23 protein-coding genes are annotated in these 25,283 nt (G+C 69.1%); 15 read left to right on the plus strand and 8 right to left on the minus strand.

The genetic code is table 11. The features are described from left to right. The first annotated feature begins 72 nt into the window (after positions 1 to 72). Positions 73 to 1,044, plus strand: a complete 972-nt coding sequence (locus ACWDSJ_RS29545) for a carbohydrate kinase family protein (protein WP_387361521.1) — start codon at positions 73 to 75, stop codon at positions 1,042 to 1,044. A 157-nt stretch (positions 1,045 to 1,201) separates the two neighbouring features. Further along, a complete protein-coding gene (locus tag ACWDSJ_RS29550) occupies positions 1,202 to 1,915 on the plus strand; it encodes an MBL fold metallo-hydrolase (protein ID WP_450035768.1) in 714 nt (237 codons plus the stop codon). A gap of 153 nt (positions 1,916 to 2,068) precedes the next feature. Here ACWDSJ_RS29550 and ACWDSJ_RS29555 read toward each other — a convergent pair whose 3' ends face one another. Both ACWDSJ_RS29555 and gcvT read right to left on the minus strand, forming a co-directional pair. Further along, positions 2,069 to 3,169, minus strand: a complete 1,101-nt coding sequence (locus tag ACWDSJ_RS29555; RefSeq protein ID WP_450035770.1) for a branched-chain amino acid aminotransferase — start codon at positions 3,167 to 3,169, stop codon at positions 2,069 to 2,071. 475 nt (positions 3,170 to 3,644) lie between these two features. Beyond that, positions 3,645 to 4,745, minus strand: a complete 1,101-nt coding sequence (gene gcvT, locus ACWDSJ_RS29560; protein WP_450035771.1) for a glycine cleavage system aminomethyltransferase GcvT — start codon at positions 4,743 to 4,745, stop codon at positions 3,645 to 3,647. Positions 4,746 to 4,784: 39 nt separating this feature from the next. Between gcvT and ACWDSJ_RS29565 the strand changes: the two genes are divergently transcribed. After that, complete coding sequence (locus ACWDSJ_RS29565; protein ID WP_450035773.1) at positions 4,785 to 6,290, plus strand: leucyl aminopeptidase; 1,506 nt, start codon at positions 4,785 to 4,787, stop codon at positions 6,288 to 6,290. Positions 6,291 to 6,403: 113 nt separating this feature from the next. On the opposite strand, the gene ACWDSJ_RS29570 is transcribed toward ACWDSJ_RS29565, so the two are convergent. Next, a complete protein-coding gene (locus tag ACWDSJ_RS29570; protein WP_450035774.1) occupies positions 6,404 to 6,751 on the minus strand; it encodes an oxidoreductase in 348 nt (115 codons plus the stop codon). Between the two features lie 297 nt (positions 6,752 to 7,048). On the opposite strand from ACWDSJ_RS29570, the gene sucB reads away from it, so the two are divergent. The 6 genes from sucB to ACWDSJ_RS29600 all read left to right on the plus strand — a co-directional run bounded on the left by sucB (position 7,049) and on the right by ACWDSJ_RS29600 (position 14,959). Next, positions 7,049 to 8,890, plus strand: a complete 1,842-nt coding sequence (sucB, locus tag ACWDSJ_RS29575; RefSeq protein ID WP_450035776.1) for a 2-oxoglutarate dehydrogenase, E2 component, dihydrolipoamide succinyltransferase — start codon at positions 7,049 to 7,051, stop codon at positions 8,888 to 8,890. Positions 8,891 to 8,901: 11 nt separating this feature from the next. After that, complete coding sequence (locus ACWDSJ_RS29580; protein WP_450035777.1) at positions 8,902 to 9,792, plus strand: TIGR01777 family oxidoreductase; 891 nt, start codon at positions 8,902 to 8,904, stop codon at positions 9,790 to 9,792. 242 nt (positions 9,793 to 10,034) lie between these two features. Beyond that, entirely contained in the window at positions 10,035 to 10,562 is a 528-nt protein-coding gene (locus ACWDSJ_RS29585) for an N-acetyltransferase family protein (protein ID WP_450035778.1), read from the plus strand. Positions 10,563 to 10,803: 241 nt separating this feature from the next. Continuing rightward, positions 10,804 to 11,856 carry a lipoyl synthase gene (gene lipA, locus ACWDSJ_RS29590; RefSeq protein WP_450035779.1) on the plus strand — a complete coding sequence of 351 codons (1,053 nt, stop codon included), beginning with the start codon at positions 10,804 to 10,806 and terminating at the stop codon, positions 11,854 to 11,856. Between the two features lie 94 nt (positions 11,857 to 11,950). Next, entirely contained in the window at positions 11,951 to 14,149 is a 2,199-nt protein-coding gene (locus ACWDSJ_RS29595) for an elongation factor G-like protein EF-G2 (protein WP_450035781.1), read from the plus strand. Positions 14,150 to 14,215: 66 nt separating this feature from the next. Next, entirely contained in the window at positions 14,216 to 14,959 is a 744-nt protein-coding gene (locus tag ACWDSJ_RS29600) for a DUF4191 domain-containing protein (RefSeq protein ID WP_450035783.1), read from the plus strand. On the opposite strand, the gene ACWDSJ_RS29605 is transcribed toward ACWDSJ_RS29600, so the two are convergent. After that, the gene (locus ACWDSJ_RS29605) at positions 14,960 to 15,421 is read right to left on the minus strand and encodes an RDD family protein (RefSeq protein WP_450035784.1); all 462 of its coding nucleotides are present in this window, start codon (positions 15,419 to 15,421) and stop codon (positions 14,960 to 14,962) included. It abuts the gene before it with no gap. 278 nt (positions 15,422 to 15,699) lie between these two features. Between ACWDSJ_RS29605 and glnA the strand changes: the two genes are divergently transcribed. Beyond that, complete coding sequence (glnA, locus tag ACWDSJ_RS29610) at positions 15,700 to 17,136, plus strand: type I glutamate--ammonia ligase (RefSeq protein ID WP_387361495.1); 1,437 nt, start codon at positions 15,700 to 15,702, stop codon at positions 17,134 to 17,136. 63 nt (positions 17,137 to 17,199) lie between these two features. Here the strand turns inward: glnA and ACWDSJ_RS29615 are convergent, their stop codons facing one another. After that, a complete protein-coding gene (locus ACWDSJ_RS29615) occupies positions 17,200 to 18,162 on the minus strand; it encodes a hypothetical protein (RefSeq protein WP_450035786.1) in 963 nt (320 codons plus the stop codon). A 287-nt stretch (positions 18,163 to 18,449) separates the two neighbouring features. On the opposite strand from ACWDSJ_RS29615, the gene ACWDSJ_RS29620 reads away from it, so the two are divergent. Continuing rightward, a complete protein-coding gene (locus ACWDSJ_RS29620) occupies positions 18,450 to 18,716 on the plus strand; it encodes a hypothetical protein (RefSeq protein WP_450035787.1) in 267 nt (88 codons plus the stop codon). On the opposite strand, the gene ACWDSJ_RS29625 is transcribed toward ACWDSJ_RS29620, so the two are convergent. Continuing rightward, positions 18,694 to 19,038 (minus strand): peptidase inhibitor family I36 protein, encoded by a 345-nt coding sequence (locus ACWDSJ_RS29625; RefSeq protein WP_450035788.1) that lies wholly within the window; start codon positions 19,036 to 19,038, stop codon positions 18,694 to 18,696. The genes ACWDSJ_RS29620 and ACWDSJ_RS29625 overlap by 23 nt on opposite strands. Positions 19,039 to 19,230: 192 nt before the next feature. Here ACWDSJ_RS29625 and ACWDSJ_RS29630 point away from each other — a divergent pair, with 192 nt between their 5' ends. Continuing rightward, positions 19,231 to 20,100 carry a tyrosine-protein phosphatase gene (locus ACWDSJ_RS29630; RefSeq protein ID WP_450035789.1) on the plus strand — a complete coding sequence of 290 codons (870 nt, stop codon included), beginning with the start codon at positions 19,231 to 19,233 and terminating at the stop codon, positions 20,098 to 20,100. A 41-nt stretch (positions 20,101 to 20,141) separates the two neighbouring features. Here ACWDSJ_RS29630 and ACWDSJ_RS29635 read toward each other — a convergent pair whose 3' ends face one another. Then, positions 20,142 to 20,321: a hypothetical protein gene (locus ACWDSJ_RS29635; RefSeq protein ID WP_387361487.1), complete on the minus strand. Its 180-nt coding sequence runs from the start codon at positions 20,319 to 20,321 to the stop codon at positions 20,142 to 20,144. A gap of 107 nt (positions 20,322 to 20,428) precedes the next feature. After that, positions 20,429 to 20,878 carry a TY-Chap domain-containing protein gene (locus ACWDSJ_RS29640; protein WP_387361485.1) on the minus strand — a complete coding sequence of 150 codons (450 nt, stop codon included), beginning with the start codon at positions 20,876 to 20,878 and terminating at the stop codon, positions 20,429 to 20,431. A gap of 242 nt (positions 20,879 to 21,120) precedes the next feature. On the opposite strand from ACWDSJ_RS29640, the gene ACWDSJ_RS29645 reads away from it, so the two are divergent. From ACWDSJ_RS29645 to ACWDSJ_RS29655, 3 genes are all read left to right on the plus strand, one after another. Then, positions 21,121 to 22,023 carry an oxygenase MpaB family protein gene (locus ACWDSJ_RS29645; RefSeq protein ID WP_450035790.1) on the plus strand — a complete coding sequence of 301 codons (903 nt, stop codon included), beginning with the start codon at positions 21,121 to 21,123 and terminating at the stop codon, positions 22,021 to 22,023. Positions 22,024 to 22,168: 145 nt separating this feature from the next. Continuing rightward, positions 22,169 to 23,827: a CocE/NonD family hydrolase gene (locus ACWDSJ_RS29650; protein WP_450035791.1), complete on the plus strand. Its 1,659-nt coding sequence runs from the start codon at positions 22,169 to 22,171 to the stop codon at positions 23,825 to 23,827. After that, positions 23,824 to 25,176 carry a M20/M25/M40 family metallo-hydrolase gene (locus ACWDSJ_RS29655; protein WP_450035793.1) on the plus strand — a complete coding sequence of 451 codons (1,353 nt, stop codon included), beginning with the start codon at positions 23,824 to 23,826 and terminating at the stop codon, positions 25,174 to 25,176. The genes ACWDSJ_RS29650 and ACWDSJ_RS29655 overlap by 4 nt, the downstream gene beginning before the upstream one ends. The last annotated feature ends 107 nt before the right edge of the window (positions 25,177 to 25,283 follow it).

The raw sequence follows: 25,283 nt of genomic DNA on the forward strand, positions 1-25,283 counted from the left end.
TGGTGGGATCGCCGTTGGACGGTGTACGTTACGGACGAACCGCCCAGCTCACGAACCCCGAAGGAATTCCCCGTGACGATCGCCGTGTCCGGATCCATCGCGACCGACAACCTCATGCACTTCCCGGGCCGCTTCTCCGAGGCCCTGCTGCCGGATCAGCTCGAGCACGTGTCGGTGAGCTTCCTGGTCGACGATCTGGCGATCCGGCGCGGCGGCGTCGCGGGCAACATCAGCTACGCCATGGGCCTGCTCGGCCGGTCCCCGCTGCTGCTGGGCGCGGTCGGCCCCGACTTCACCGAGTACCGCGAGTGGCTCGAGAAGCACGGCGTGGACTGCTCGGCGGTGCACGTCTCGCAGAAGGCGCACACCGCGCGCTTCATCTGCACCACCGACGAGGACATGGCCCAGATCGCGGCCTTCTATCCGGGCGCGATGAGCGAGGCCCGCGACATCTCCATCGAGCGGGTGGCCGACGGCCGCGACCTCGAGCTGGTGCTGATCGGCGCCGACGATCCCGAGGCCATGCTGCGGCACACCGTCGAATGCCGGGAACTGGGCATCCCGTTCGCGGCCGACCCGTCCCAGCAGCTGGCCCGCCTCGACGGCGACCAGTCGCTGCAACTCATCGACGGCGCGACCTACCTGTTCACCAACGAATACGAGCTGGGCCTGCTGCGGCAGAAGACCGGGCTCACCCTCGAGGAGATCGACCGCCGCGTCGGCATCCGGATCACCACCCTCGGCGCGAAGGGCGTGCAGATCACCGACCGCGACGGCACCGAGATCAACGTCGAGGTGGTTCCCGAGTCGGCCAAGGTCGATCCGACCGGCATCGGCGACGCGTTCCGGGCGGGCTTCCTCACCGGGCACACCGCGGGGCTGAGCCTCGAGCGGGCGGCCCAATTGGGTTCGCTGGTAGCGGTTCTCGTGCTCGAGACCGACGGGCCGCAGGAGTGGACGCTCGATCGCGAGGCGGCGCTGGCGCGCATTCGCGGCGCGTACGGACCCGAGGCCGCCGACGAAATCAGCACAGTGCTGAATTGAAATCGGCTCGAGCGCTGGTGGATTGGCGCGGTTTCGGGTTCAAACTGGGCAATTCACAAAAAAATCGCACACCTCCGAAAGTGGGTACTCGTGCGCGGTGAGGGTTCACAGTCCACCGGATGCGTGAAATTCGCCGACGGGCAATAGGGTGGTGGGCATGGCAACCGACCGCGTGTACTTCCGTCAACTTCTGTCCGGCAGGGATTGGGCCGTCGGCGACCCGATCGCCACAAAGATGCGCAATTTCGCGTATTTGATCGGGGATCGGGAGACCGGGGAGTGCGTCGTGGTCGATCCCGCCTATGCGGCAGGGGATCTGGTGGATATCGCCGAGGCCGACGGACTGCGCCTGACCGGCGTCCTGGCCACTCATCACCACCCCGATCACGTCGGCGGGACCATGCTCGGATTCACCCTGCGCGGGTTGCGGGAACTGCTGGAACAGGTCGCCGTCCCGGTGCATGTGCAGCAGTTGGAATTACCGTGGGTGGCCAATGTCACGGGAATCGCGCCGAGCGAGCTGACCGGCCACGAACACGGCGACAAGGTCGCCGTCGGCGGCCTCGAGATCGAATTGCTGCACACGCCCGGACACACTCCGGGTAGTCAGTGCTTCCTGTTCGACGATCGGCTCGTGGCGGGCGACACATTGTTCGTCGACGGCTGCGGCCGAACCGATTTCCCGGGCGGGGATTCCGACGATATGTTCCGCAGTCTGCGTTACCTGGCCGGGCTGTCGGGCGACCCGGTCGTCTACCCGGGTCACTGGTACTCGCAGGAGCCCAATGCCGCGCTGTCCTCGGTGCGCGACAACAACTACGTCATGCGGCCGCAGACGCTGGAGCAGTGGCATACGCTGATGCCGGGCTGAGTCCCGCTGCGCGCCAAGGCGTTTCGAATCGAACCGTGCCCGGCACCGAGGGGTGGGACCGGGCCGAGTCACGCCGAACCCCTACATTCCGGGACCTACGAACATCGCCGCCGAATCGCGTTAGCCCCCTTGACCTTTCGCGGCGGGTACGGGTCAGGCGAGGGTCTGCATCCAGTTGTGGATATCGGCGAAGGTGCCGCGCTGGATGCCGGTCAGGGTGTCGCGCAGGGCCATGGTCACCTCGCCGGGCTGGCCGGTGCCGATGGTGAATTCGCCGTCGGCCGAGCGGACCGAGCCGACCGGGATGACCACCGCGGCGGTTCCGCAGCCGAACACCTCAGTGATCTCGCCCGACTCGACGCCCTTGCGCCACTCCTCGACGGAGATCCGGCGCTCCTCGACCTGGTAGCCGGAGTCGGCGGCGAGGGTGATCAGCGAGTCGCGGGTGATGCCGGGCAGCAGCGAGCCGGACAGTTCGGGGGTGACCAGGCGGGCCTGGGAGCCGGAGCCGAACACGAAGAACAGGTTGTTGGTGCCCATCTCCTCGACGTAGCGGTGCTCGCAGGCGTCCAGCCACACCACCTGATCGCAGCCCTGCTCGACGGCTTGGCGCTGCGCGAGCAGCGAGGCCGCGTAGTTGCCCGCAACCTTCGCCTCTCCCGTACCGCCGGGGGCGGCCCGCACATACTCCGTCGACAGCCACACCCGCACCGGCTCGAGGCCGCGCGGGAAGTACGCGCCCGCGGGCGAGCCCAGCAGCAGGTACTTGTACTGTTCGGCGGGCTTGACGCCCAGCCCCGCCTCGGTCGCGAACATGAACGGCCGCAGATACAGCGACTCCTCGCCGCCCGCGGCGGGCACCCAGTCGCCGTCGACCTCGAGCAGTTGCCGGATCGACTCGATGAACAGCTCCTCCGGAAGCTCGGCCATCGCCATCCGCCGCGCCGAGTTCCGGAACCGCCGCGCGTTGGCATCGATCCGGAACGTCGCGATGCTCCCGTCGGCCTGCCGATACGCCTTGAGGCCCTCGAAGATCGCCTGCCCGTAGTGGAACACCATCGTGGCCGGATCCAACGGCAGCGGCGCGTACGGCTCCACCCGCCCGTTCACCCACTGCCCGTCGACGTAGTCGAGCGTCACCATGTGATCGGTGAACCACCGCCCGAACCCCGGCGCCGCGTGGATCTCCTGTCGCCGCTGCGCCAGCGTCGGACTCGGATGTGGAACACGGGTGAACTGCGCGGCAACGGTCATGCAGCTGATCCTAGAACGCCACGTCCAAAGCCTGATGCCCGGTTCGGCATGTCGAATAGATGACACCTCGACTGCTGTGCAGATTGCTCAGCCCGGTCGCTCTCGAGCCTCGGCCACCACCCGATCTGCCGGCTCCGGCTCAATGACGTTTCACCGACTTGGCTCCCCCGCCCGCCGCATGCAAACCCGCTCGGCGTGGGACGCGGCCTCGGCAATGCACGACCACCCGCGCCCGCCGCAAGCCAGCCCGGCACGGGACACGGCCTCGGCGGTGCACGGCCACCCTCGCATGCCGCACCTCAGCCCACTCGGCGCGAAACCTGGTCTCAGCGGTGCACGGCTACCTCGCCCGACGCACATCGGCCCGCCCGGCAAGGGACGCGGCCTCTGCGGTGCACGGCCACCCTCGCAGGCTGCACCTCAGCCCACTCGGCACGAAAGCTGGCCTCCGCGATGCACGGCCGCGCCAGCCCGCTCACGACGTGTGCGAGGGCACGAACGGTGGCCGGACGACCTCCGCGCGGAGGCGGCGGCCGCGGACATCGACCTCCACCTGATCGCCGGGCTCGAGGCCCGCGGTCGTGCTCAACAGGGCCAGGGCGATGCCGAATTTCAGAGTGGGCGAGAAGGTTCCGGAGGTGGTCTCGCCGACCGGCTCGTCGCCGCGCAGCACCGTCTGGCCCTGGCGGAGCACGCCTCGATCGATGGCCTTGAGGCCCAACAGGATTCGCCGGGGGCCCGTCGCCTTCTCCTGTTCCAGCGCGGTCTTGCCCCAGAACTCGGGCTTCTTCCAGCCGATCGCCCAGCCACACCGCGCCTGCACCGGCGAGATGTCGAGGGAGAGTTCGTGGCCGTGCAGCGGATAGCCCATCTCGGTGCGCAGGGTGTCCCGGGCGCCGAGGCCCGCGGGCTCCCCCCCGGCCGCGCGCACCCGCTCGACGAGAGCACGGAACAGCGGCTCGGCATCGTCCCACCGCGGCAGCAACTCGTACCCGTGCTCGCCCGTATATCCGGTGCGGCAAACCCGTACCGGCCGCCCGTCCCACTCGGCGTCGGCGAAGGCCATGTACTCCATATCGGTCGGAAGCCCCAGCGCCGCAAGCACTTCCGCGGACTTCGGGCCCTGCACCGCGAACACCGCGTACTCCCGGTGCTGCTCGGTGACGGTGACTCCCGCGGGCGCGGCCGCGCGCAACGCGGCGACCACCGCGGCGGTGTTGGCGGCATTGGGCACCAGGAAGACCTCGTCGTCGCTCACGTAGTAGGCGATCAGATCGTCGATCACCCCGCCCTCGGCCGTGCAGCACAACGTGTACTGCGCCTTCCCGGCCCGAATCCGCCCCAGATCGTTGGTCAACGCCGAATTCACGAACTCCGCCGCCCCCGCCCCGGCCACGGTCGCCTTCCCGAGATGACTCACATCGAACACCCCGACCGTCGTCCGCACGGCCGTGTGCTCGGCCACGGTCCCCCCGTACTGCACCGGCATCTCCCACCCCCCGAACGGCGCGAAACTCGCCCCCAGCTCGACATGCACACCGTGGATCGGGCCCTGCAACAGGTTCGTGTCGGTCACACGGGGAGCTTAACGGGGCCCGACAGTAGCCTGGTGCGCATGACTGGTGTTGCAGATCGTTCCCTCGGACCGGAGTTGGCTCGCGTCGTCGGCATCGGGGATGCCGACGTGCTCGTGGTGGGATTGTTCAGCACCGACGACGGACCCGTGATCGCGCCGACCGACGCCTTCGAGGACGTGCTCGGCGGCGACGTGCGGGCGGCGCTGGTCGAGCAGTTGCGGGCGGTCGGGGCGAAGGGGAAGGGCGAGGAGTTGACCCGGGTGCCCGCGCCGGAGGGGCTCGGGGTGACCAGCGTGCTCGCGGTCGGGCTGGGCTCGCCGGAGAAGGCCGACGCCGAACAGGTGCGCAAGTCGGCGGGCGTGGCGGGCCGGGCGCTGGGCGGCGTCGCGACGGCGGTGACCACGCTGTCCGGGCTGGATCTGGGTGCGGCGGCGGAGGGGTTCTATCTGGGGGCCTACACCTTCACCGCGTTCAAATCCGGCAAGTCGGCGCCGAAGCCGGACGAGCAGCCGGTGCGGCGCGTCGAATTCCTCGTTCCCACACCAGAATCCGGTGAGGAGGAACTGTTCCGCTCGCAGGCGATCGCCGAATCCGTTGCCACCGCACGGGATTTCGTCAACACCCCGCCGAGTCACCTGTTCCCGGCCGAATTCGCCTCGCGCGCGGCGCAATTGGCCGAGGCGGCGGGGCTCGAGGTCGATGTGCTCGACGAGAAGGCTTTGGAGGCGGGCGGTTACGGCGGTGTGCTCGGCGTCGGCAAGGGCTCCTCGCGGCCCCCGCGGCTGGTCCGGATCACCTACCGCGGCGGCGAGCGCAAGGTCGCTCTGATCGGCAAGGGCATCACCTTCGACACCGGCGGCATCTCCATCAAGCCCGCCGCCAATATGGAGAACATGACCTCCGATATGGGCGGCGCGGCGGCGGTCATCGCGACCACGCTGCTCGCGGCCCGGCTGAGTCTGCCGGTCACCGTCACCGCGACCGTGCCCATGGCCGAGAACATGCCCTCGGCCACCGCGCAGCGGCCCGGCGATGTACTGACCCAATACGGTGGAACCACGGTGGAGGTCATCAACACCGACGCCGAGGGCCGCCTCATCCTGGCCGACGCCATCGTGCGTGCGAGCGAGGACGACCCCGAGTTCATCATCGACGTCGCCACCCTCACCGGCGCCCAGATGGTCGCCCTCGGCACCCGCACCCCCGGCGTCATGGGCACCGACGAATTCCGCGACCGCGTCGCCCGCATCTCCCAGCGCGTCGGCGAGAACGCCTGGGCCATGCCCCTTCCCCCCGAACTCCGGGCCGACCTCAACTCCAAGGTCGCCGACCTCGCCAACGTCTCGCCGCATCGGTGGGGCGGGATGCTCACGGCCGGGCTGTTCCTCAAGGAGTTCGTCCCGGAGGACGTGCAGTGGGCGCACCTCGATGTCGCGGGTCCGGCCTACAACACGGGCGGCCCGTTCGGGTATATCCCGAAGGGGGGCACGGGTGTTCCGGTGCGGACGCTGATCGCGGTGTTGGAGGATATTGCGGCGGAATGAGTTTCGGGTCCTTGTGCTCGGCCCCGGGGGCCGAGCACAAGGAACAGGGGGTCAGCACCACGGCCTGGGCGGAAGGGGCAGGAGTGCCACGGGCCGCGCACGAGGACCAAGCCTCAGTCCGGCCCCTCCCGCAACTCCTCCTCCAACGCCCGCTTCCGCTCGACCCGCCGCCGCGCGTCGTAATCCCGCATCCGCTGCGGATACCCCGTCCGCGCCACGTCGTACACCGGGATCCCCAGCCACCCCGCCAACCGCCGCGCGCCCTGCTCGCCGACCACACGGCGGGTCCATTCGCCGTCGGCGGCCACCAGGACCGCTGTGACATCGGTCACAGTGGTCTTCGGTTCGACGTAGGCTTCCACCCCCGTGTGGGTGCGAACCCAGTCCGCCAGATACCGGGCGTCGCCCGCGTCGGCCACGCCGCGCGAGCCGCCGCGGCGGAAACGATCCAGCAAACCCATCCCCGCCTACCTCTCTTCCTGCACCGGAGACGTTCACACCCGGTGCATCGATAGTGCCAGGAAATTGGACAATCCCGGCCGGTGTGCGGGGCGGCGTTCTCGCCCAACACGGCCGCCCTGTGGTACGTACCGACACGGCGAGTGCAAGGATGGGAAGCCGGAACAAGAACCCACGGATCTCCGGTGCCACACAAGAGTGTTCGGGTGGCGTTCGGACAATCGCCGCGACCCGCGGCGGGCGTCCGCCGAGAGACGAACTGTTGTAGACCCGTCGAGCAGTTAGAGGAGTCAACGGACATGGCCTTCTCCGTCCAGATGCCAGCTCTTGGTGAGAGCGTCACCGAGGGCACTGTGACCAGGTGGCTGAAGCAGGAAGGAGACACGGTCGAGGTCGACGAGCCCCTGCTCGAGGTGTCCACCGACAAGGTCGACACCGAGATCCCGTCGCCCGCGGCGGGCGTGCTGACCAAGATCGTGGCCCAGGAGGACGACGTCGTCGAGGTCGGCGGCGAACTGGGCGTGATCGGCGACGCGAACGAGGCCCCGGCCCAGCAGTCCGCCCCCGCTCCCCAGGCCGAGCAGGCCCCCGCGCAGGAGCCTGAGCCGCAGCCCGAGGCGCAGCCGGAACCCGCGCAGCAACCGGCCCAGCAGCAGCCCGCCGCCTCCGGCTCCGCCGACGGCACGCCGGTGAAGATGCCCGAATTGGGCGAGTCGGTCACCGAGGGCACGGTCACCCGGTGGCTCAAGCAGGTCGGCGATCAGGTCGAGGTCGACGAGCCGCTGCTCGAGGTCTCCACCGACAAGGTCGACACCGAGATCCCCTCGCCGGTCGCGGGCACGCTGCTCGAGATCAGCGCGCAGGAGGACGACGTGGTGTCCGTGGGCGGTCAACTCGGTGTGATCGGCTCCGGTCAGCCCGCCCAGCAGCAGGCGCCCGCGCCGCAGCCGGAGGCGCCGAAGGCCGAGTCCGCGCCGCAGCAGGCCGCTCCGCAACAGGCACCCCAGCAGCAGGCCGCGCCTCAACAGGCTCAGCAGCAGGCACCCCAGCAGGCCGCACCGCAGCAGGCCCAGCAGCCGCAGGCCCAGCAGCAGCCGCAGCAGGCCGCACCCCAACAGCCGAAAGCCGAAGCGCCGCAACCGAAGACGCAGCCGTCCTCGACCGACTCCGGTAACGCGGACTCCCCCTACGTCACCCCGCTGGTGCGCAAGCTCGCCGCCGAGCACAATGTCGACCTCGCGAACGTGAAGGGCTCCGGCGTCGGCGGCCGCATCCGCAAGCAGGACGTTCTCGCCGCCGCCGAACAGCAGCAGGCCCCCGCCGCTCCCGAGCCTCAGGCCCCGGCCGCCGCGCCGAAGGCCCCCGCCGCCGCGTCCTCCGCGCCCGCGGCCACCGCCGGTGTCCGCCCGCAACTGCAGGCCCTGCGCGGCACCACCCAGAAGGCCAGCCGCATCCGGCAGATCACCGCGACCAAGACCCGCGAGTCGCTGCAAACCACCGCGCAGCTCACCCAGACCCACGAGGTCGATGTCACCAAGATCGCCGCGCTGCGCGCCAAGGCTAAGGACGCCTTCGCCAAGCGCGAGGGCGTGAACCTGACGTTCCTGCCGTTCTTCGCCAAGGCCGCGGTCGAGGCGCTGGGCGTGCACCCGAACGTCAACGCGTCCTACAACGAGGACACCAAGGAGATCACCTACCACTCGGCCGTCCACCTCGGCATCGCCGTGGACACCGAGCAGGGCCTGCTCTCCCCGATCATCCACAACGCCAGCGACCTCTCGCTGGCCGGGCTGGCCCGCGCGATCGCCGACATCGCCAACCGCGCCCGCACCGGCGGCCTGAAGCCGGACGAGCTGGCCGGTGGCACGTTCACGATCACCAATATCGGCAGCCAGGGCGCGCTGTTCGACACCCCGATCCTGGTTCCGCCGCAGTCGGCGATGCTCGGCACGGGCGCGATCGTCAAGCGGCCCATCGTGATCGCCGAACACGGTGACGAGTTCATCGGCATCCGCTCGATGTGCTACCTGCCGCTGACCTACGATCACCGCCTCATCGACGGCGCCGACGCCGGTCGCTTCCTCACCACGATCAAGCATCGGCTCGAGGAAGCGGCGTTCGAGGCGGATCTGGGCCTGTAGGTCGCCCTCGGATGAGGGTGGTGATCGCCGGCTCGTCCGGCGCGATCGGGACGGCGCTCGTGGCCGCGCTTCGGCGCGACGGGTACGAGGTGCTGCGGCTGGTGCGCCGTCCCGCCGCCGCCCGCGACGAATTCGAATGGGATCCGTCGCGGGCGCAGATCCCCGAACGGGCCCTGCGGGGTGCGGACGCGGTGGTGAATCTGTGCGGGGCGAGCGTGGGCGCGCGCCGCTGGGACGGCCGCTACAAGCAGGTGCTGCGCGACAGCCGCATCGTCCCGACCGACGTGCTGGCCACCGCGGTCGCCGCCGCGGGCGTGCCGACGCTGATCAACGCGAGCGGCGTGCACTACTACGGGGGCGGTACGGGAGATCGGATAGTTACCGAAACCCATTGCGCCGGAACGGGTTTCCTGGCCCGGCTCTGCGCCGACTGGGAGGCGGCCACCACCCCCGCCGCCGAGGCCGGGGCCCGCGTGGTCCTGCTCCGCAGCGCCCTGGTCCTGTCCCGCCACGGCGGCCTGCTGGACATGTTGCGCCCGCTGTACTCCCTGGGCCTCGGTGGCCGCCTCGGCAACGGCCGCCAGTACGTCCCCTGGATCTCCCTCGACGACGAGATCGGCGCCCTCCGATACCTGTTGGCGGACACCACGATCCACGGTCCCGTCAACATGACCGGCCCCGCTCCCGTGACCAACGCCGAATTCACCCGAGCCCTCGCCCGAGCCCTCCACCGCCCCGCCCCCTTGGTCTTCCCCTCCCCCGCCCTCCGCCTCCTCCTCGGCGAATTCGCCCAGGAGGCGATCCTCCACGGCCCCCGAGCCATCCCCACGGTCCTCGAGGAAGCGGGCTACCCCTTCCACCACCACACCATCGGCCAGGCCCTGTCGACCATCCTCCCCTGACCCCCCTCCACCTCGTCTCCAGCAAGCCCACGTCCCCAGGTCCCCCAACCCTCAACAAGCCCACGTCCCCCGGTCCCCCAACCCAACCGCACCAGTCTTCAGAAGCCCACTTCCCCCAGGTTCGGCAGCCCCAGCCGCACCCTTTATTCGAATCCGCACCCGTTACAGGGCCCAGAAAGGGGTGCGGATTCGAATAAAGGGTGCGGCTGGGTTGCCGGGCCTGGGGTGGTTAGCGTGGGGGTGTGATCATCAGGGATGCGCGGGAGGGGGATCTCGGGGGGATCGTGGCGATTCATAATGCGGCCGTTGCGGATACGACGGCTATCTGGGATGAGGAGCCGGTGGATGTGGGTGAGCGGGGGGAGTGGTGGCGGGGGCGGGTTGGTGCGGGGTATCCGGTGTTGGTGGCCGAGGTGGAGGGGGTGGTGGCGGGGTATGCCAGTTACTCGCAGTGGCGGCCGAAGGTGGGGTTTCGGTTCAGTGTGGAGAATTCGGTGTATGTGGGGGCGGATTTTCAGGGGCGTGGGGTGGGGTCCGCGTTGCTCGGGGGGTTGATCGAGCGGGCTCGGGGGTCGGGGAGCGTGCATGCGATCGTCGCGGCCATCGAGTCGGGTAATGCGACCTCGATCCGGTTGCACGAGCGGTTCGGGTTTCGGCTCGTCGGTGAGTTGCCGGAGGTGGGGTGGAAGTTCGGGCGGTATCTGGACCTCACGTTCATGCAGCTCACGTTGGCCGGGCCGTTGGGTGAGGAGAGCAGGGCCCGGCTGTAGGGCGCTTCCGGGGCCACGAGCAAGGGACGCGCGCCTCCCACCGGCCGTTTCGGAACCACGAGCGAGCGGCGCGCGGCCTCCGGCCGAACCCATCGAGACCGCCAACGAGCCTTACACAACGTTCCACCAGACCGCCCCGAGATCGGACAGGAGCAACTCCCATCCCCCGCCCTATCGCCCACGTCACACCCACCCCAACGCACCCCCCACCCCCAAATCCCACCGGCGTAGCATCAATCCAGTGACCTCAGTCGACACCCCGACATCGAAGGACGGCGGCCAGAACCCGGCCCAGCCGAACGGACGCAAGCTGCTTCGTATCGAGGCACGCAATGCCGAGACGCCGATCGAACGCAAACCCAAGTGGATTCGCACCCGCGCGACCATGGGTCCGGAGTACTCCGAACTCAAGGGCCTGGTGAAACGCGAAGGGCTGCATACGGTTTGCGAGGAGGCGGGCTGTCCGAACATCTTCGAATGCTGGGAGGACCGCGAGGCGACCTTCCTCATCGGCGGCGAACAGTGCACGCGCCGTTGTGATTTCTGCCAGATCGACACCGGCAAGCCCGCCGCGCTGGACCGCGACGAGCCCCGCCGCGTCGCCGAGAGCGTGCAGGCGATGGGTCTGCGCTACTCGACCATCACCGGCGTCGCCCGCGACGATCTCGACGACGGCGGCGCCTGGCTCTACGCCGAGACCGTCCGCGCGATCAAGCGGCTCAACCCGCACACCGGCGTCGAACTGCTGATCCCCGACTTCAACGCCGACCCGGATCAGCTCGCCGAGGTCTTCTCCGCGCGCCCGGAAGTGTTGGCGCACAACCTCGAAACGGTCCCCCGGATCTTCAAGCGCATCCGCCCGGCCTTCCGCTACGAACGCTCCCTGGCCGTGCTCACCGCCGCCCGCGAGGCCGGTCTGGTCACCAAGTCCAACCTCATCCTCGGCATGGGCGAAACCCCCGAGGAGGTCACCCAGGCCATGCGCGACCTGCACGAGGCGGGCTGCGACATCCTCACCATCACCCAATACCTCCGCCCCTCCCCCCGCCATCACCCCGTCGACCGCTGGGTGAAGCCGGAGGAGTTCGTCGAACACTCCCGCGTCGCCACCGAACTCGGCTTCGCGGGCGTCATGGCCGGACCGCTGGTCCGCTCCTCCTACCGCGCCGGCCGCCTCTACGCCCAGGCCCTCGCCCACCACGGCCGTACCCTTCCCGTAGAGATGGCGCACCTGGCCGAGGAGGGCAGCGCGGCCCAGGAGGCGACGTCGGTGCTGGCCCGTTTCGGGTCGTAACCTTCACCCCGCCCGACCGTAGGCGTGCCTCCCCCGGATCTCCCGATTCCCCGACACACCGCCCTCCCCAGTGGGAAGCTCGGATGAACCGCACATGTCGTACTCCGGGAGCGAGGGCCACATGGTCGACAAGGCGAGCGCGGTCGAACATCCCGCGGACATTCGGAACGTGGTGCTGGTCGGGCACAGTGGGTCCGGGAAGACGACGGTGGTGGAGGCGCTCGCCGTGGCCGCCGGGGCGGTGCCGCGGGCGGGGCGGGTCGAGGACGGGACCTGTGTGTCCGACTACGACGACATCGAGCAGCGGCAGCATCGGTCGGTGCAGTTGTCGGTGGTGCCGGTGTCCTGGGACGGGATCAAGATCAATCTGGTGGATACGCCGGGGTACGCCGACTTCGTCGGGGAGTTGCGGGCCGGGTTGCGGGCCGCGGACGCGGCGCTGTTCGTGATCTCGGCCGCGGCGGGGGCCGAGGGGGTCGGCGGGCAGACCCTCGCCCTGTGGGAGGAGTGCGCCGCGGTCGGCATGCCGCGCGCGCTGGTGATCACCCATCTCGACGCCGCGCGCGCCGATTTCGACGAGATGGCCCGCACCTGTCGCGAGATCCTCGGCGGCGGCGCGTCGGAAAGTATGCTGCCGCTTCATCTTCCGGTGTACGGGCCCGCGTCCGCCGACGGTCATCGTCCCGTCACCGGTCTGGTCGATCTGCTCACCGAGCGCGTGTTCGACTACTCCGCGGGCGAGCACACCCGTACCGAACCCACACCCGAGCAGCGGTCCGAACTCGACGCCGCGCGCGGCCGGCTCATCGAGGGCATCATCGCCGAGAGCGAGGACGAGACCCTCATGGACCGCTACCTCGAGGGCGCCGACATCGACCTGCCGACCCTGGTCACCGACCTCGAACGCGCCGTGGCCCGCGGCAGTTTCCACCCCGTCCTCATCGCCGCGCCGCCCCCCGAGGGCGCGAAACAGGGCCTGGGCACGGTCGAGATACTGGATCTGATCACGCGCGGATTCCCCACGCCCGCAGAGCATTTCGTCGCCGCGAGCCACCCCGCCGACGGTTCGCCGCCCGCTCGGCTGGCCTGCGATCCGCACGCCCCGCTCGCGGCGGAGGTGATCCGCACCGCCTCCGATCCCTACGTCGGGCGGCTGTCGCTGGTGCGGGTGTTCTCCGGCACGCTGCGCCCGGACGAGACGGTGCACATCTGCGGTCACGGCCCCGACGTCGAGCGCGATCACGACCTGGACGAGCGGGTGGGAGCGGTCTCGGCCCCGTTCGGCAAACAGCAACGCCCGCTCGCCCAGGCCATCGCCGGGGACATCGCCTGTGTCACCAAACTCGGTCACGCCGAGACCGGAGACACGTTGTCCGCCAAGGATTCTCCGCTGCTCATCGAGCCCTGGCAGCTGCCCGAACCGCTGCTGCCGGTGGCGGTGCGGGCGCATTCGAAGGCCGACGAGGACAAGCTGTCCCAGGGCCTCGGCCGCCTGGTCGCCGAGGATCCGACCGTCCGGCTCGAACAGAACGGCCAGACCCATCAGCTGGTGCTGTGGTGCCTGGGCGAGGCGCATCGCGACGTCGCCCTGGAACGGCTGCGGTCGCGCTTCGGCGTGCGGGTCGACACCATCGAGCACCGGGTGGCGCTGCGGGAGACGTTCGCGGGCACCGCGACCGGGCGCGGCCGCCACGTCAAACAGTCCGGCGGCCACGGCCAGTACGCCGTCTGCGAGATCGAGGTGTCCCCGCTGCCGGAGGGGTCGGGCATCGAATTCGTCGACAAGGTCGTCGGCGGAGTCGTTCCGCGCCAATTCATTCCGTCGGTGGAGAAGGGCGTGCGCACCCAGGCCGCCCGGGGACTGATCGCGGGCTACCCCCTCGTCGACGTCCGCGTCACCCTCTACGACGGCAAGGCCCATTCGGTCGACTCCTCGGATTCGGCCTTCCAGACCGCGGGCGCCCTCGCCCTGCGCGAGGCCGCCGCGGCCGCCCGCCTCGACCTGCTCGAACCCCTCGCCGAGGTCCGGGTCACCGTCGCCGACGACTATCTGGGCGCGGTCCTGTCGGACCTGTCCGGCCGCCGCGGGCGCGTCCTGGGCACCGAACCGGTCGCCCCCGGCCGCAGCGCCGTCCGCGCCGAGGTCCCCGAACTCGAGTTGAGCCGCTACGCCATCGACCTGCGCTCGCTCTCGCACGGCACGGGCCGGTTCACCCGCTCCTACATCCGCCACGAGCCCATGCCGAGCCAACTCGCCGACGGCATCAGAACGCGGGCGACGGCCTCGGCCTGATCGTCGCGCCCGAACCGGACGGTCCGGCTGCGGAACCCGGCCCGCGTTCCCACTATCCTGAGAACCATGGCAGCAGGTAAGGGCGGTAAGCCGTCGAAGGAAGCGAAGGCCGCGGCGAAGGCGGCGCGCCGGCAGGCGTCGAAGGAGCGGCGTCAGCAGCTCTGGCAGGCGTTCCAGATGCAGCGCAAGGAAGACAAGCTGCTGCTGCCGATGATGATCGGCGCGCTGGTCGGCATCACGCTGGTGCTGTTCGTGATCGGCCTGTTCTTCGACCTGCAATGGTTCCTGCTGCCGATCGGCCTGATCCTGGGCGCGCTGGTGGCGTTCATCATCTTCGGCCGCCGGGTGCAGCGCAACGTCTACGCCAAGGCCGAGGGCCAGGCGGGCGCGGCCGCGTGGGTGCTGGACAACCTCCAGGGCAAGTGGCGCGTCACCCAGGGCATCGCGGCCACCACCCAGCTCGACGCCGTGCACCGCGCGATCGGCCTGCCCGGTGTCGTCCTGGTCGGCGAGGGCTCCCCGCAGCGCGTGAAATCACTGCTGGCCCAGGAGAAGAAGCGCACCGCGCGCCTGGTCGGCGACACCCCGATCTACGAGATCGTCATCGGCAACGAGGAGGGCCAGGTCCCGCTGAAGAGTCTGCAGCGCTACCTGACCAAACTCCCCCGCAACATCGACACCAAGCGCATGGACCTCATCGAGGGCCGCCTCAGCGCGCTGGCCACCCGCGGCGGTCCCGCGCTGCCCAAGGGTCCGCTGCCCGCGGGCGCGAAGATGCGCGGCGTGCAGCGCACGATCCGCCGCCGCTGATCACCGCGACCGGATCAGTGCCGTTCCCGTAGCCCGGTCGTGCATGCCCCGCCCGTCGGAATCGGTGAACAGGGCGGGGACCACGAACACGAGCAGCACCTGCCGGGCCAGCGCCCGCACAATCCCCACGGGCGCCTCGGCGTCGACGCGGACCACCCGCATCCGCAGGAAGAACTGCCCCGGGGTGAACCCGAACAACGTCACCGTGACGAGTCCGATCACGAACCACACCAGCAAGGTGACGGTGTTGAGCGACCCGCTGCCGTGCACGAACAGCGCCGCGATTCCCATGGCGATGAACCAGTCGACGAACAACGCCACGATCCGCTTGCCCATCGGCGCCAGCGACCCGGCACCGGCCTCCGGCAGGCCCAGCAACTTGCCCGGATACTCGTCGGGCCCGGGCTCCCCCGGATCGGCCGCGCTCGGCCCGGACAGCCAGGAACCCGTAATTCGTGCCATGCTTCCCAGCTTAGGCAGCCCGTGACCGTCGTCCGCGTCACACCGGTCCGGGCGGTACACTTCGGCGGCACGCGGAACGACTCGCCGATGTTGACCGAACCTTTGCCAGCGCACCCGGGCCCCCGCGCTCGAGCCGATGGCAGGATATGCCTGCCAGGCAGCACGTGTAACACTGGCGAAACACAGGCTTGACTGTCGGGAAACACCGCATCCATAGCGTTCTGCGACGAACCCAGCACGCGGCACTGGCTGGGAACCGATCCGGTAAGGAGTACTAAGTGGCGTTCAGCACGGCCGACGAGGTCATCAAGTACATCAAGGAGGAGGAGGTCGAGTACGTCGACGTCCGGTTCACCGACCTCCCCGGTGTGCAGCAGCACTTCTCGATCCCGGCGAAGACCTTCACGGCCGATCTGGCCGAAGAGGGCCTGGCGTTCGACGGATCCTCCGTGCGCGGTTTCCAGTCGATCGACGAGTCGGACATGTTGCTGCTACCCGACTTCAGCACCGCGCGTATCGATCCCTTCCGTGCGGCGAAGACGCTGAACCTGAACTTCTTCGTGCACGACCCGTTCACCCGTGAGGCCTACAGCCGCGACCCGCGCAACATCGCCCGCAAGGCCGAGGAGTACCTGCGCTCGACCGGTATCGCCGACACCGCGTACTTCGGTCCCGAGGCGGAGTTCTACATCTTCGACTCGATCCGCTACGACTCGGCGATGAACGGCGCGTTCTACGAGATCGAGTCCATCTCGGGTTCGTGGAACACCGGTGCGGAGTTCAACCCGGACGGCACCCTCAACCGCGGCTACAAGGTCCGCAACAAGGGCGGCTACTTCCCCGTCGCGCCCTACGACCACTACGTCGACCTGCGCGACAAGATCTCGACCAACCTGCAGAACGCGGGCTTCGAGCTCGAGCGCGGCCACCACGAGGTCGGCACCGCCGGTCAGGCCGAGATCAACTACCGCTTCAACACCCTGCTGGCCGCGGCCGACGACCTGATGCTGTTCAAGTACGTCGTCAAGAACACCGCCTGGGCCGAGGGCAAGACGGTCACCTTCATGCCGAAGCCCCTGTTCGGCGACAACGGCTCGGGCATGCACGTGCACCAGTCGCTGTGGAAGGACGGCAAGCCGCTGTTCCACGACGAGGCCGGTTACGGTGGCCTGTCGGATCTGGCCCGCTGGTACATCGGCGGCATCCTGCACCACGCCCCCTCGCTGCTGGCCTTCACCAACCCGACGGTGAACTCCTACCACCGCCTGGTCCCCGGCTTCGAGGCCCCCATCAACCTGGTGTACTCGCAGCGCAACCGCTCCGCCGCCGTCCGCATCCCGGTCACCGGCAACAACCCGAAGGCCAAGCGCCTCGAGTTCCGCGCCCCCGACTCCTCGGGCAACCCGTACCTGGCCTTCGCCGCCATGCTGATGGCCGGCCTGGACGGCATCAAGAAGAAGATCGAGCCCGCGGCCCCCGTCGACAAGGACCTCTACGAGCTCCCCCCCGAGGAGGCCAAGAACATCCCCCAGGCCCCCACCAGCCTCGCCTCGGTCATCGACCGCCTCGAACAGGACCACGAGTACCTGACCGAGGGCAACGTCTTCACCGACGACCTGATCGAGACCTGGATCCAGCTGAAGCGGGACAACGAGATCGCGCCGGTGAATTTGCGGCCGCATCCGTACGAGTTCGAGCTGTACTTCGACGTGTAAGTCGTTGCGCGACAGCTAGTTCCGAGGCCCCAGCCGAATCCGGCTGGGGCCTCGCCCTTTTCACTACTTCGCCCCCCGACGCGACAAGGCCTGCGTCGCAATCGATGTCGCCGCCCGGCAAGCCTCCCCCGCCTCACCCTGAACCGGAAGAAGCACCTGCGTATACAGCAATTCGCTGAACGCCACCCCGTTATCGGACCGATGCTCCCCGGGCCACGGATCCCAACTCTTCGTCGGCGTGGTGACCACGCATCGTCCCGCCCCGTTCGTCGCGCTGATATCCCACACCCGCGACGGAAAACCGTTGATGGTGGCCCGTTTACCCATGAACAGCTTCGGATCGTCGAGCATCACCGAAATCATCGCCCCCGGCGGCATGTCCGAGCCGTCGTCGGCCCGCCACTGACAGTCCTGTTCGGCGGGGGCGGATTTGTCGGCGAGGCCGGTGAGATGCACCGTGCTTTCGACCTCCGGCAACGGAATCGAGCCGCACAGGTCGTATCCGTGCAGCGAATCGCTCGGGTAGGTGAGGTGCTTGTAGGCCCCGTGTCGCATGGCCGCGACAATGGCGTCGACGGCGTGATCCCGCGCCGGGCACGGGTCGACCTCCGGGAGCGGCCGCCCGTTGCGGTCGGCGGTCGCGTGCACCTGGACTCCCTGCCCACCGGACAGCCGAACCGTCGCATCACACCACGCACCGTCGTGTGACGTGCCCTTGGTAACGCGTACCGGCCCGCGATCGCTCGACACCGCGTCCGGTGCGACAAGGTCGGCCGTGTGCGCGCCGAGGATCGTCCACAGCGCGATTCGACTCCCCTCCTCCTTGCCCACGGGCCGCAGATTCAGATTGCACCGGACGAAGTTCGACGGTTCGATCGTCATTCTCGTCTCGACACTCTTCAGATCCGCGAAGGCATCCGGCGTGACGAATCCACACGGATCCAATGTCGTCACGTCGCCGATGGACGGGACCGCCACCGGGGTATCGGGATCACAACCCGCCCCCAGGCAGACAACGAAAAGCACTGCGACGAAACACCTTACGGCCCCGCCGATCCGGCGACGATGAATCAAGACCCCTCCGAAACTTCCATGAGAACCAAGCGGTTGAAAAACGCCGTCACCCCGCAATGCGCGGCGGACCGAAATTGCCCAGATCGAGATCGGCGAGCCGAATCTCGGATTCCGGCCCCCGGAAAGCGACCCGCAGCACACCCGACTCGACCACACATCGGCCTGCCGCCCGCGCCCTCATCGAGCGGCCACCGAGTACGAGTGGCGATGGCCACGTCGTCCCGAAACTCGCTGAGCCCGTGCTCGACCCCATCACAACCCGCGTCGAGCCGTTCGAGGGCCGCGCCCAGATTCCTCGAGGCGACCAGCCGCGCGCGGCCGTCGACAACCTCCAACAACAACAGAGACCCATCGAACGACTCGATGCTGAACGGCGCCGCGATCAGCGCGTCGAGTTCCCGCGCGAGATGAGCGATCACCACGTGCGGTACCACATCCGCCTCGTGCACGCGGGCATCACCGACCGCCTGCTTCCCGCACACCTCAGCAGTCCAGGCAGTACGTGACCGACCGCGCGTCGAACCCCAGATCCGCCACCGAACTGTGCGGCGCCACATCCGCGTGCGGCCCGCCACCGCCGCCGCACCCGCCCGCGCTCAGCGTCACCGTCACATTCAGATTGCTGACCACCGACCGCACCGGCCCGGGGCTTTCCGCGCAGTAGTTCTTCTGGTGCCCCACCAGCCGATACCCGGTCCCCGAGAAGTTCGCCCCCGACCACAGGCACAGCTCGTCGGCGCACCCCGCCGCGGACGCCTCGGGCGCCGCCGCCACCAGCGACATCAACCCGAGAAACGCCGCCGCCGAAAAGGCCGTCAGGATACGCATATTCCCCTCCGTCTTCGCATCGCGCGCTCCTCGGTGGAGCGCGTCGACTACTTGGACGCGCCGGGGGCGCCCCCGGTTCCCTCCCTGTTGTCCACGCCGGATCTCACTGAACACATCGCCCAGTCCCGATCAGTGAGCCGTTGCCTCCCAACGCCTTCGGAGCCGCGGCGAGCGCACCTACTGTCCCCCGGCATGAAGATTTCGTTGATTCCCTGGGCGGGAGCCGTTTTCGCCGTTCTCGCGCTGACCGCGACCGGCGTCTCCGCCCAGCCCTCGACCCAGGCCGCCCCGACCAAAATCGATCTCCAGGGCGCCGTGAACACCCGAGACATCGGCGGCTACCGCACCTACGACGGCAAAACCGTCAAGTCCGGCAAGGCCATTCGCTCCGATGCCCTCAACGCCCTCACCGACGCCGACCTCCGGACACTCGGCGGACTGCACCTGAAGCAGGTGATCGATCTGCGCACCCCGGCCGAGGTCGGCGCGCAGGGCGCGGACAAGGCGCCGCCGGGAGTCCCCGTCGTCGCCCGTCCGATCAGTGACACCGGGATGTACCTCCGGATGCTCCAGCTCATCCAGTCCCGCGACCCCCAGCAGCAGGAGGCCGCGCTCGGCAACGGCGGCGCGGAGCGGATCATGCGCACCATGTACACCAGCTTCGCGACCGACCAGGCGACGAAAGACGCACTGGGACAGACGATCCGGGACCTCGCCAACACCGACGCGCCCACCCTCTACCACTGCACCGCCGGGAAGGACCGCACCGGCTGGCTGACCTACGTGACCCTGCGGGCGATCGGCGTGCCGGAGGGGACGGCGCGCCAGGACTATCTGTTGTCGAACCAGTACCGCGCCGCCACCGACGCCAAGCTACGGGAACAGGTGAAACAGGCGGGGCTGATGACGAATCCGGATCTGCTGATCCCGTTGCAGGAGGTGCGGGCGGACTATCTCGACACCGCGGTCGAGCAGATCGGCGACTTCGGCCACTATCTCACCGACGAGCTGGGCCTGGATCCGGGCACGATCCTGCGCTTACGCAAGAACCTGGTCGGCTAGGACACGACGAAGCCCCGGCGCCGCGCCGGGGCTTCGCTCGCTCAGAAGTGCGGGTGGCAGCCCAGGGAGGCGCTGTACACGGCGGGCGGTCGCTGGGCGGCCGCCAGGTTCCGGCGCTCCTCGCCGGTGAGGCGGTGCCGGGTCAGCGAACGCACGGCGTAGTCGCGGAGGGCGGGGAGCCAGGGCCGGTGTTCACCGGTGCGAAAGTGTGGACGGATCATCGAGATTCACTCCCCTCGGACTGCTGACGCGTGATGCTGGACTGCCCAGGGTAAACCCAAATAAACCGGAACTCCAGAGAAAATTCAGGGAAACAGGAGATGAACTTTCAGAACACTCGTCGCCGGGCCATCGGCCCCAGCGCGGTGAGGTCCAACTCCCCCGACACCTCGGTCCACCCCATGGCCCGCAGATCCGCGGGCGCCTCCACGCCGAGCGCGTCGTGCAGGCCGTAGGCGACCGCACCCGCCAACTGCAACAGGCCCTTTCGGGAGATCGGCCAGAACAGCGTACGGTGCCAGTTCTCGATCTCGTGCGCCGGGACCGGTGCGCTCCAACCCAACTCGCGTAATCGGCGCTCGGCGGTGGCCGGGATGGGTTCGGCCAGATAGTGATTGCCGGTCAGCTCGACGGTGAGCCGGATGTCGTACTGCAGGAACTGCACATAGCGGTTGCCGGGGGCCGCGATGACCAGGGTGGCTCGGGACGGCAGGTCGGCGAGACAGCGAGCCAGCGCACGCGCGAATTCGTCCCAGTCCGTTGCCACAGCTTCGCTCATTCGTCCCCCGGCGCGCCCATTCACCGTTGGGCCGATCATACGCCGTCCAGACGATGGCGTCGCCGAATTATTTTGCCTTGTAGCGCTTTCCGGAACCGATCTCGCGGGCCGTTTGCCGGATTCGAACGATTTCTTGCGGTCGGACCCGCGCGCGGACCGGAGCGACCTTGCGACAGCCGCGAGAGAGTGAGAAGATCAGATACAAATCCTCTCAAGTAGTCGAGTGGTCGAAGGAGATCACCATGACCGCGTCCGTCGCACCCATCGAACGAGACACCCGGCCGCAGCGGCGGCCCTTCGGCCCCGGCTCCCGCATGTGGGAGGAGACCGGGCTGATCACGTTCTCGCTGACCGCGGGTTCGGCGTTCCTGTTGCAGACCATGGAACCGTCGATCGCGGCCGTGGTGGACGAGCACTCCTCCTTCCGTACCGATCCGATGGGCCGGGCCATGCGCAGTGTCGCGTCGGTCATGATGTGGATCTACGGCGGCGAGGAGGCGTTCGCCGAGACCGAGCGCCTGCGCGCGCTGCACGCCTCGCTCAACAGCACCGATTCGAACGGGGTGCGGCACAAGGCGTTGTCGTCGGGTCCGTGGGCCTGGGTGCTGCACACCGGGATCTACGCCTACGTCGAGGGCAATCGCTACTTCACCCGCGCGCCGCTGAGCCAGGCGGACAAGGAGGAGTACTACCGGGAGAGCGTGCAGCTCATGCGCAATCTCATGGTGGCGCCCAAGGAGATTCCCGCGACCTACGCCGAGTGGGAGAGGCTCTTCTTCGAGAAGGTCGAGGGCCTCGAACCCACCCCTGTCGCCTACGACTACCTGCGCGTCATCCGCACGATCGCCCCGCCGAAGGGCCTGCCGCGACCGCTGCGTCCGCTGTGGCGGGTCGCCGCGTCGCCCGTGGGCCGATTGCAGTACTTCTTCACCGTCGGCACGACCCCCGATGTCATCCGCCGCAAGCTCGGCCTGAGCTGGTCGCCCGCCGACGAACTCACCCTGCGCGCGCTGGGCTGGTTCATCGGCCGCGGGGTCCCGCTGCTGCCGGAACGCCTGCGGTACTTCCCGATCGCCTTCGAGGCCCGCCGGTTGGAGCGTGACCGGGAACGGCTGCGCAAGGTGATCGACTTCCGGCCGCTCTGAGCCGCCGGGCTTTCGGAGGTTTCCCGAGGACCGCACGGTTCGTCGTGAGGGGTTGGCACCGACGGCGCCGTGCTCGCGGCGCAGCGCCGCGACACCCCGGTTCCGGGGGCTGGACCTGCGGGCGGACAGGTCCGATAGTCCTAGGGTGAGCCGGACTTCGATCTTGTGGGCCTTGGTGGGGCTGGTGTTGGTGGCGGGTTCGGCCGCACCGGTGACCGCGACGGCCGCGCCGAGTGTGCCGTATCAGTGGCGGCAGGAGTTCCTCGACGCGGCCGACGGCACTCGGCTGCACGCGGATGTGTTGCGGCCCAGCGGAATTCCGGACGACGTGCGGACGCCGGTGGTGATGACCGTGAGCCCGTATCGGGCCCATCTCGCGTATCTGACCAATCCGCGACCGCAGGGCGGTCCCTCGACGGAGAACCTGCTGACCGAGATGTTCCTGCAAGCCGGGTACACCTACGTGATCGTCGATCTGCGCGGCTACGGCGGATCGAGCGGCTGTCCGGACTTCGGCGGTCCCGGGGAGCGGTCGGATGTGGCGACGGCGGTGGAATGGGCCGCGCGGCAGCCCTGGTCGACGGGGCGGGTCGGGTTGTACGGGACCTCCTACGAGGGGTGGACGGGTTTGATGGGCCTGGCCGCGAAACCGCAGGGGTTGGCGGCGGTGGCCGCCTTCGAACCCGTAGTCGATCCGTACTCCTACCTGTACATGCAGGGCGTCTCCTGGAAGTTCTCCGGAAAGCCGGTGACCGAGAGCGGGGTTCGCCCGGCCGATATGGCGGGGCTCGAACATCTGCTGATCTCGGCGACACCCGCTCATCCCGGCGATCCCGCCGAGTACCAGGCGCACGCCGACCGCAATCCGCTCGAATGCGCCCAGCCGTTCCTGTCGGAGACCGCCGATCACGACGGGACCTCGGCGTTCTGGCGGGATCGCGATCTCGTGGAACGCCTGCGCGGCGACACGATTCCGCTCTTCCTGGGTCAGGGGTTCGTCGACTACAACACGCGCGCGTATCGGGTCTTCGATCTGTGGAACGGGCTCGGTTCCGGCGAGCACAAGGCGTGGTTCGGGCAGTGGGGGCACCGGACCTGTCATATCGACTGCGGCACACCGCAATTCGACACCGAGCTGTTGGCGTTCTTCGACCGGCACGTCGCCGGGAAGGCGGTGGACGTTCCCGGACCGCGGATCACCGTGGGCCGGTTCGACGGGTCGTGGCGCGGCGAGAACGCCTGGCCGCCCGCCGATTCCGCGCGGGTCGCGGTGGCGCTGCGCCCGGGCTCCTACACCGACCGCGGGCTGCTGCCCGGACCGGATCGGGAGTTCTGGTCGGTGTCGCAGCCGCTGCCCACCGATCAGCATCTGGCCGGGATCCCGACGGCCACCCTCACCCTGCACGGGCCGCCCGACGCCACGGTCGCGGTCGAACTCTACGACATCGATCCGAGCGGGCGGGCCACCGTCATCACGCGCGGCATCGCGCCCGTGCGGGATACGGCCGAGGTACGGCTGCTGGGTCAGGATTGGCTGGTGTCCGCGGGGCATCGGATCGGATTCCGCGTCACCGATGTCGTGGACGACGTGTGGTCGCACGCCCCGGCCGACGCGCGGGTGACGGTGGACGCCGCGCGGGTCGAGCTGCCGCTGGTGCTCGGCGAGCGGCGCGGGGACGTCGAGGGCATCGTCACCGACGGCATCGTGAAGTGGCGCGCGGAGAAGACCGTGACCGTTTCGCCGGATGTGCTGAAGAATGCAACGGTGGACGTCTCCTTCCCCGATCGCCTTCCGAACCGATGAGCGCGCACCTACCGGCCGCCGACGACGACACCGCCGAACGGCTCGCCGCCGCCCTGCGCTGCGCGACCGTGTCGACCGAGGACGGCGCGCCCGCCGACGCCGAGTTCGAGAAGCTGTCCGACCTGCTGGAACGGTCGTATCCGCTGGTGCACGAGCGGCTCGAGCTCGAGCTGTTCGGGCACAGCCGCCTGTACCGTTGGGCCGGAACCGAATCGGGCACGGCCGCCATCCTGCTCGGGCACATGGACGTGGTCCCGGTCGACGACGAGGCGCGCTGGACCCATCCGCCGTTCGCGGGGGTGATCGACGGCGAATTCGTCTGGGGGCGGGGCGCGATCGACGACAAGAGCCGGGTGCTGGCGATCCTCGAGGCCGTCGAGGCGGCGCTCGCGGCCGGGCGGCGACCGCGGCGCACGGTGTATCTGGCGTTCGGGCACGACGAGGAGGTCTTCGGCCTCGGCGGCGCGTCCCGCATCGCCGCGGTACTGCGCGAGCGCGGGATACGTGCGGATCTGCTCCTGGACGAGGGCGGGGTGATCCTGTCCGGCACGACCGGGGTGCGGCGGCCGGTCGCCTCGATCATGGTCGGTGAGAAGGGCTGGGCGACGGTGCGACTCGCGGTGAGCGATCCGGGCGGGCATTCGTCGATGCCCGGCAAACGGACCGCCGTCGGACGGATCGCGCGGGCGGTCACCCGGGTTCAGGAGCATCCGATGCCGCTGCGGATGACGCCCACGGTCCTCGACATGCTCGAGCGCATCCGGCCCGGCCTGCCGCTACCGCTGCGCGCCGCCCTCGGGGCACTCCCGCACGGCGGTCGCGCGGTCGCCCGCGTCCTCGCGCTGCGCCCGCAGACCGAGGCGCTGGTCCGCACCACGACCGCACCCACGGTCATCCACGGCGGCGTCAAGGCCAACGTCCTGCCGCAGCACGCCGAGGCGCTCGTGAATTTCCGCATCCTGCAAGGGGATTCGGTCTCCGACGTACTCACCCACTGCCGCCGAACGATCCGCGACCGCGAGGTAACCATCGACCTCCACGGCCTCTCCTCCGAACCCTCCCCCCTGAGCCCCCCGGGCCCCGCCTTCACCCTCATCGCCGACCTGACCCGCTCCCTGGTCCCCGAAGCGATCATCACCACCGGAATAGTCCCCGGCGCCACCGACTCCCGCCACTACGAGGGCCTGGCCACCGCCCGCTACAACTTCGCCCCCATCATCCTGACCAACACCGACCTGTCCCGAATCCACGGCACAGACGAACGCCTGTCCCGCCTGAACTACGCCCGCCTGATCGAATTCAACAAGCGATTACTGGACGAACTCACGGAGATCCCCGCCGCTCGCTGACGCTCGCGGCGGGGAACAGGGTGCCGCCTTCGCGGGAAACGGGGGACCTTCAGCCGGGATGCCTGGCCGGGGACGGGGGTGACCCCTTACCGAGGAACCCAGGTGCC

It is taken from the genome of Nocardia sp. NPDC003482 (assembly GCF_053588115.1).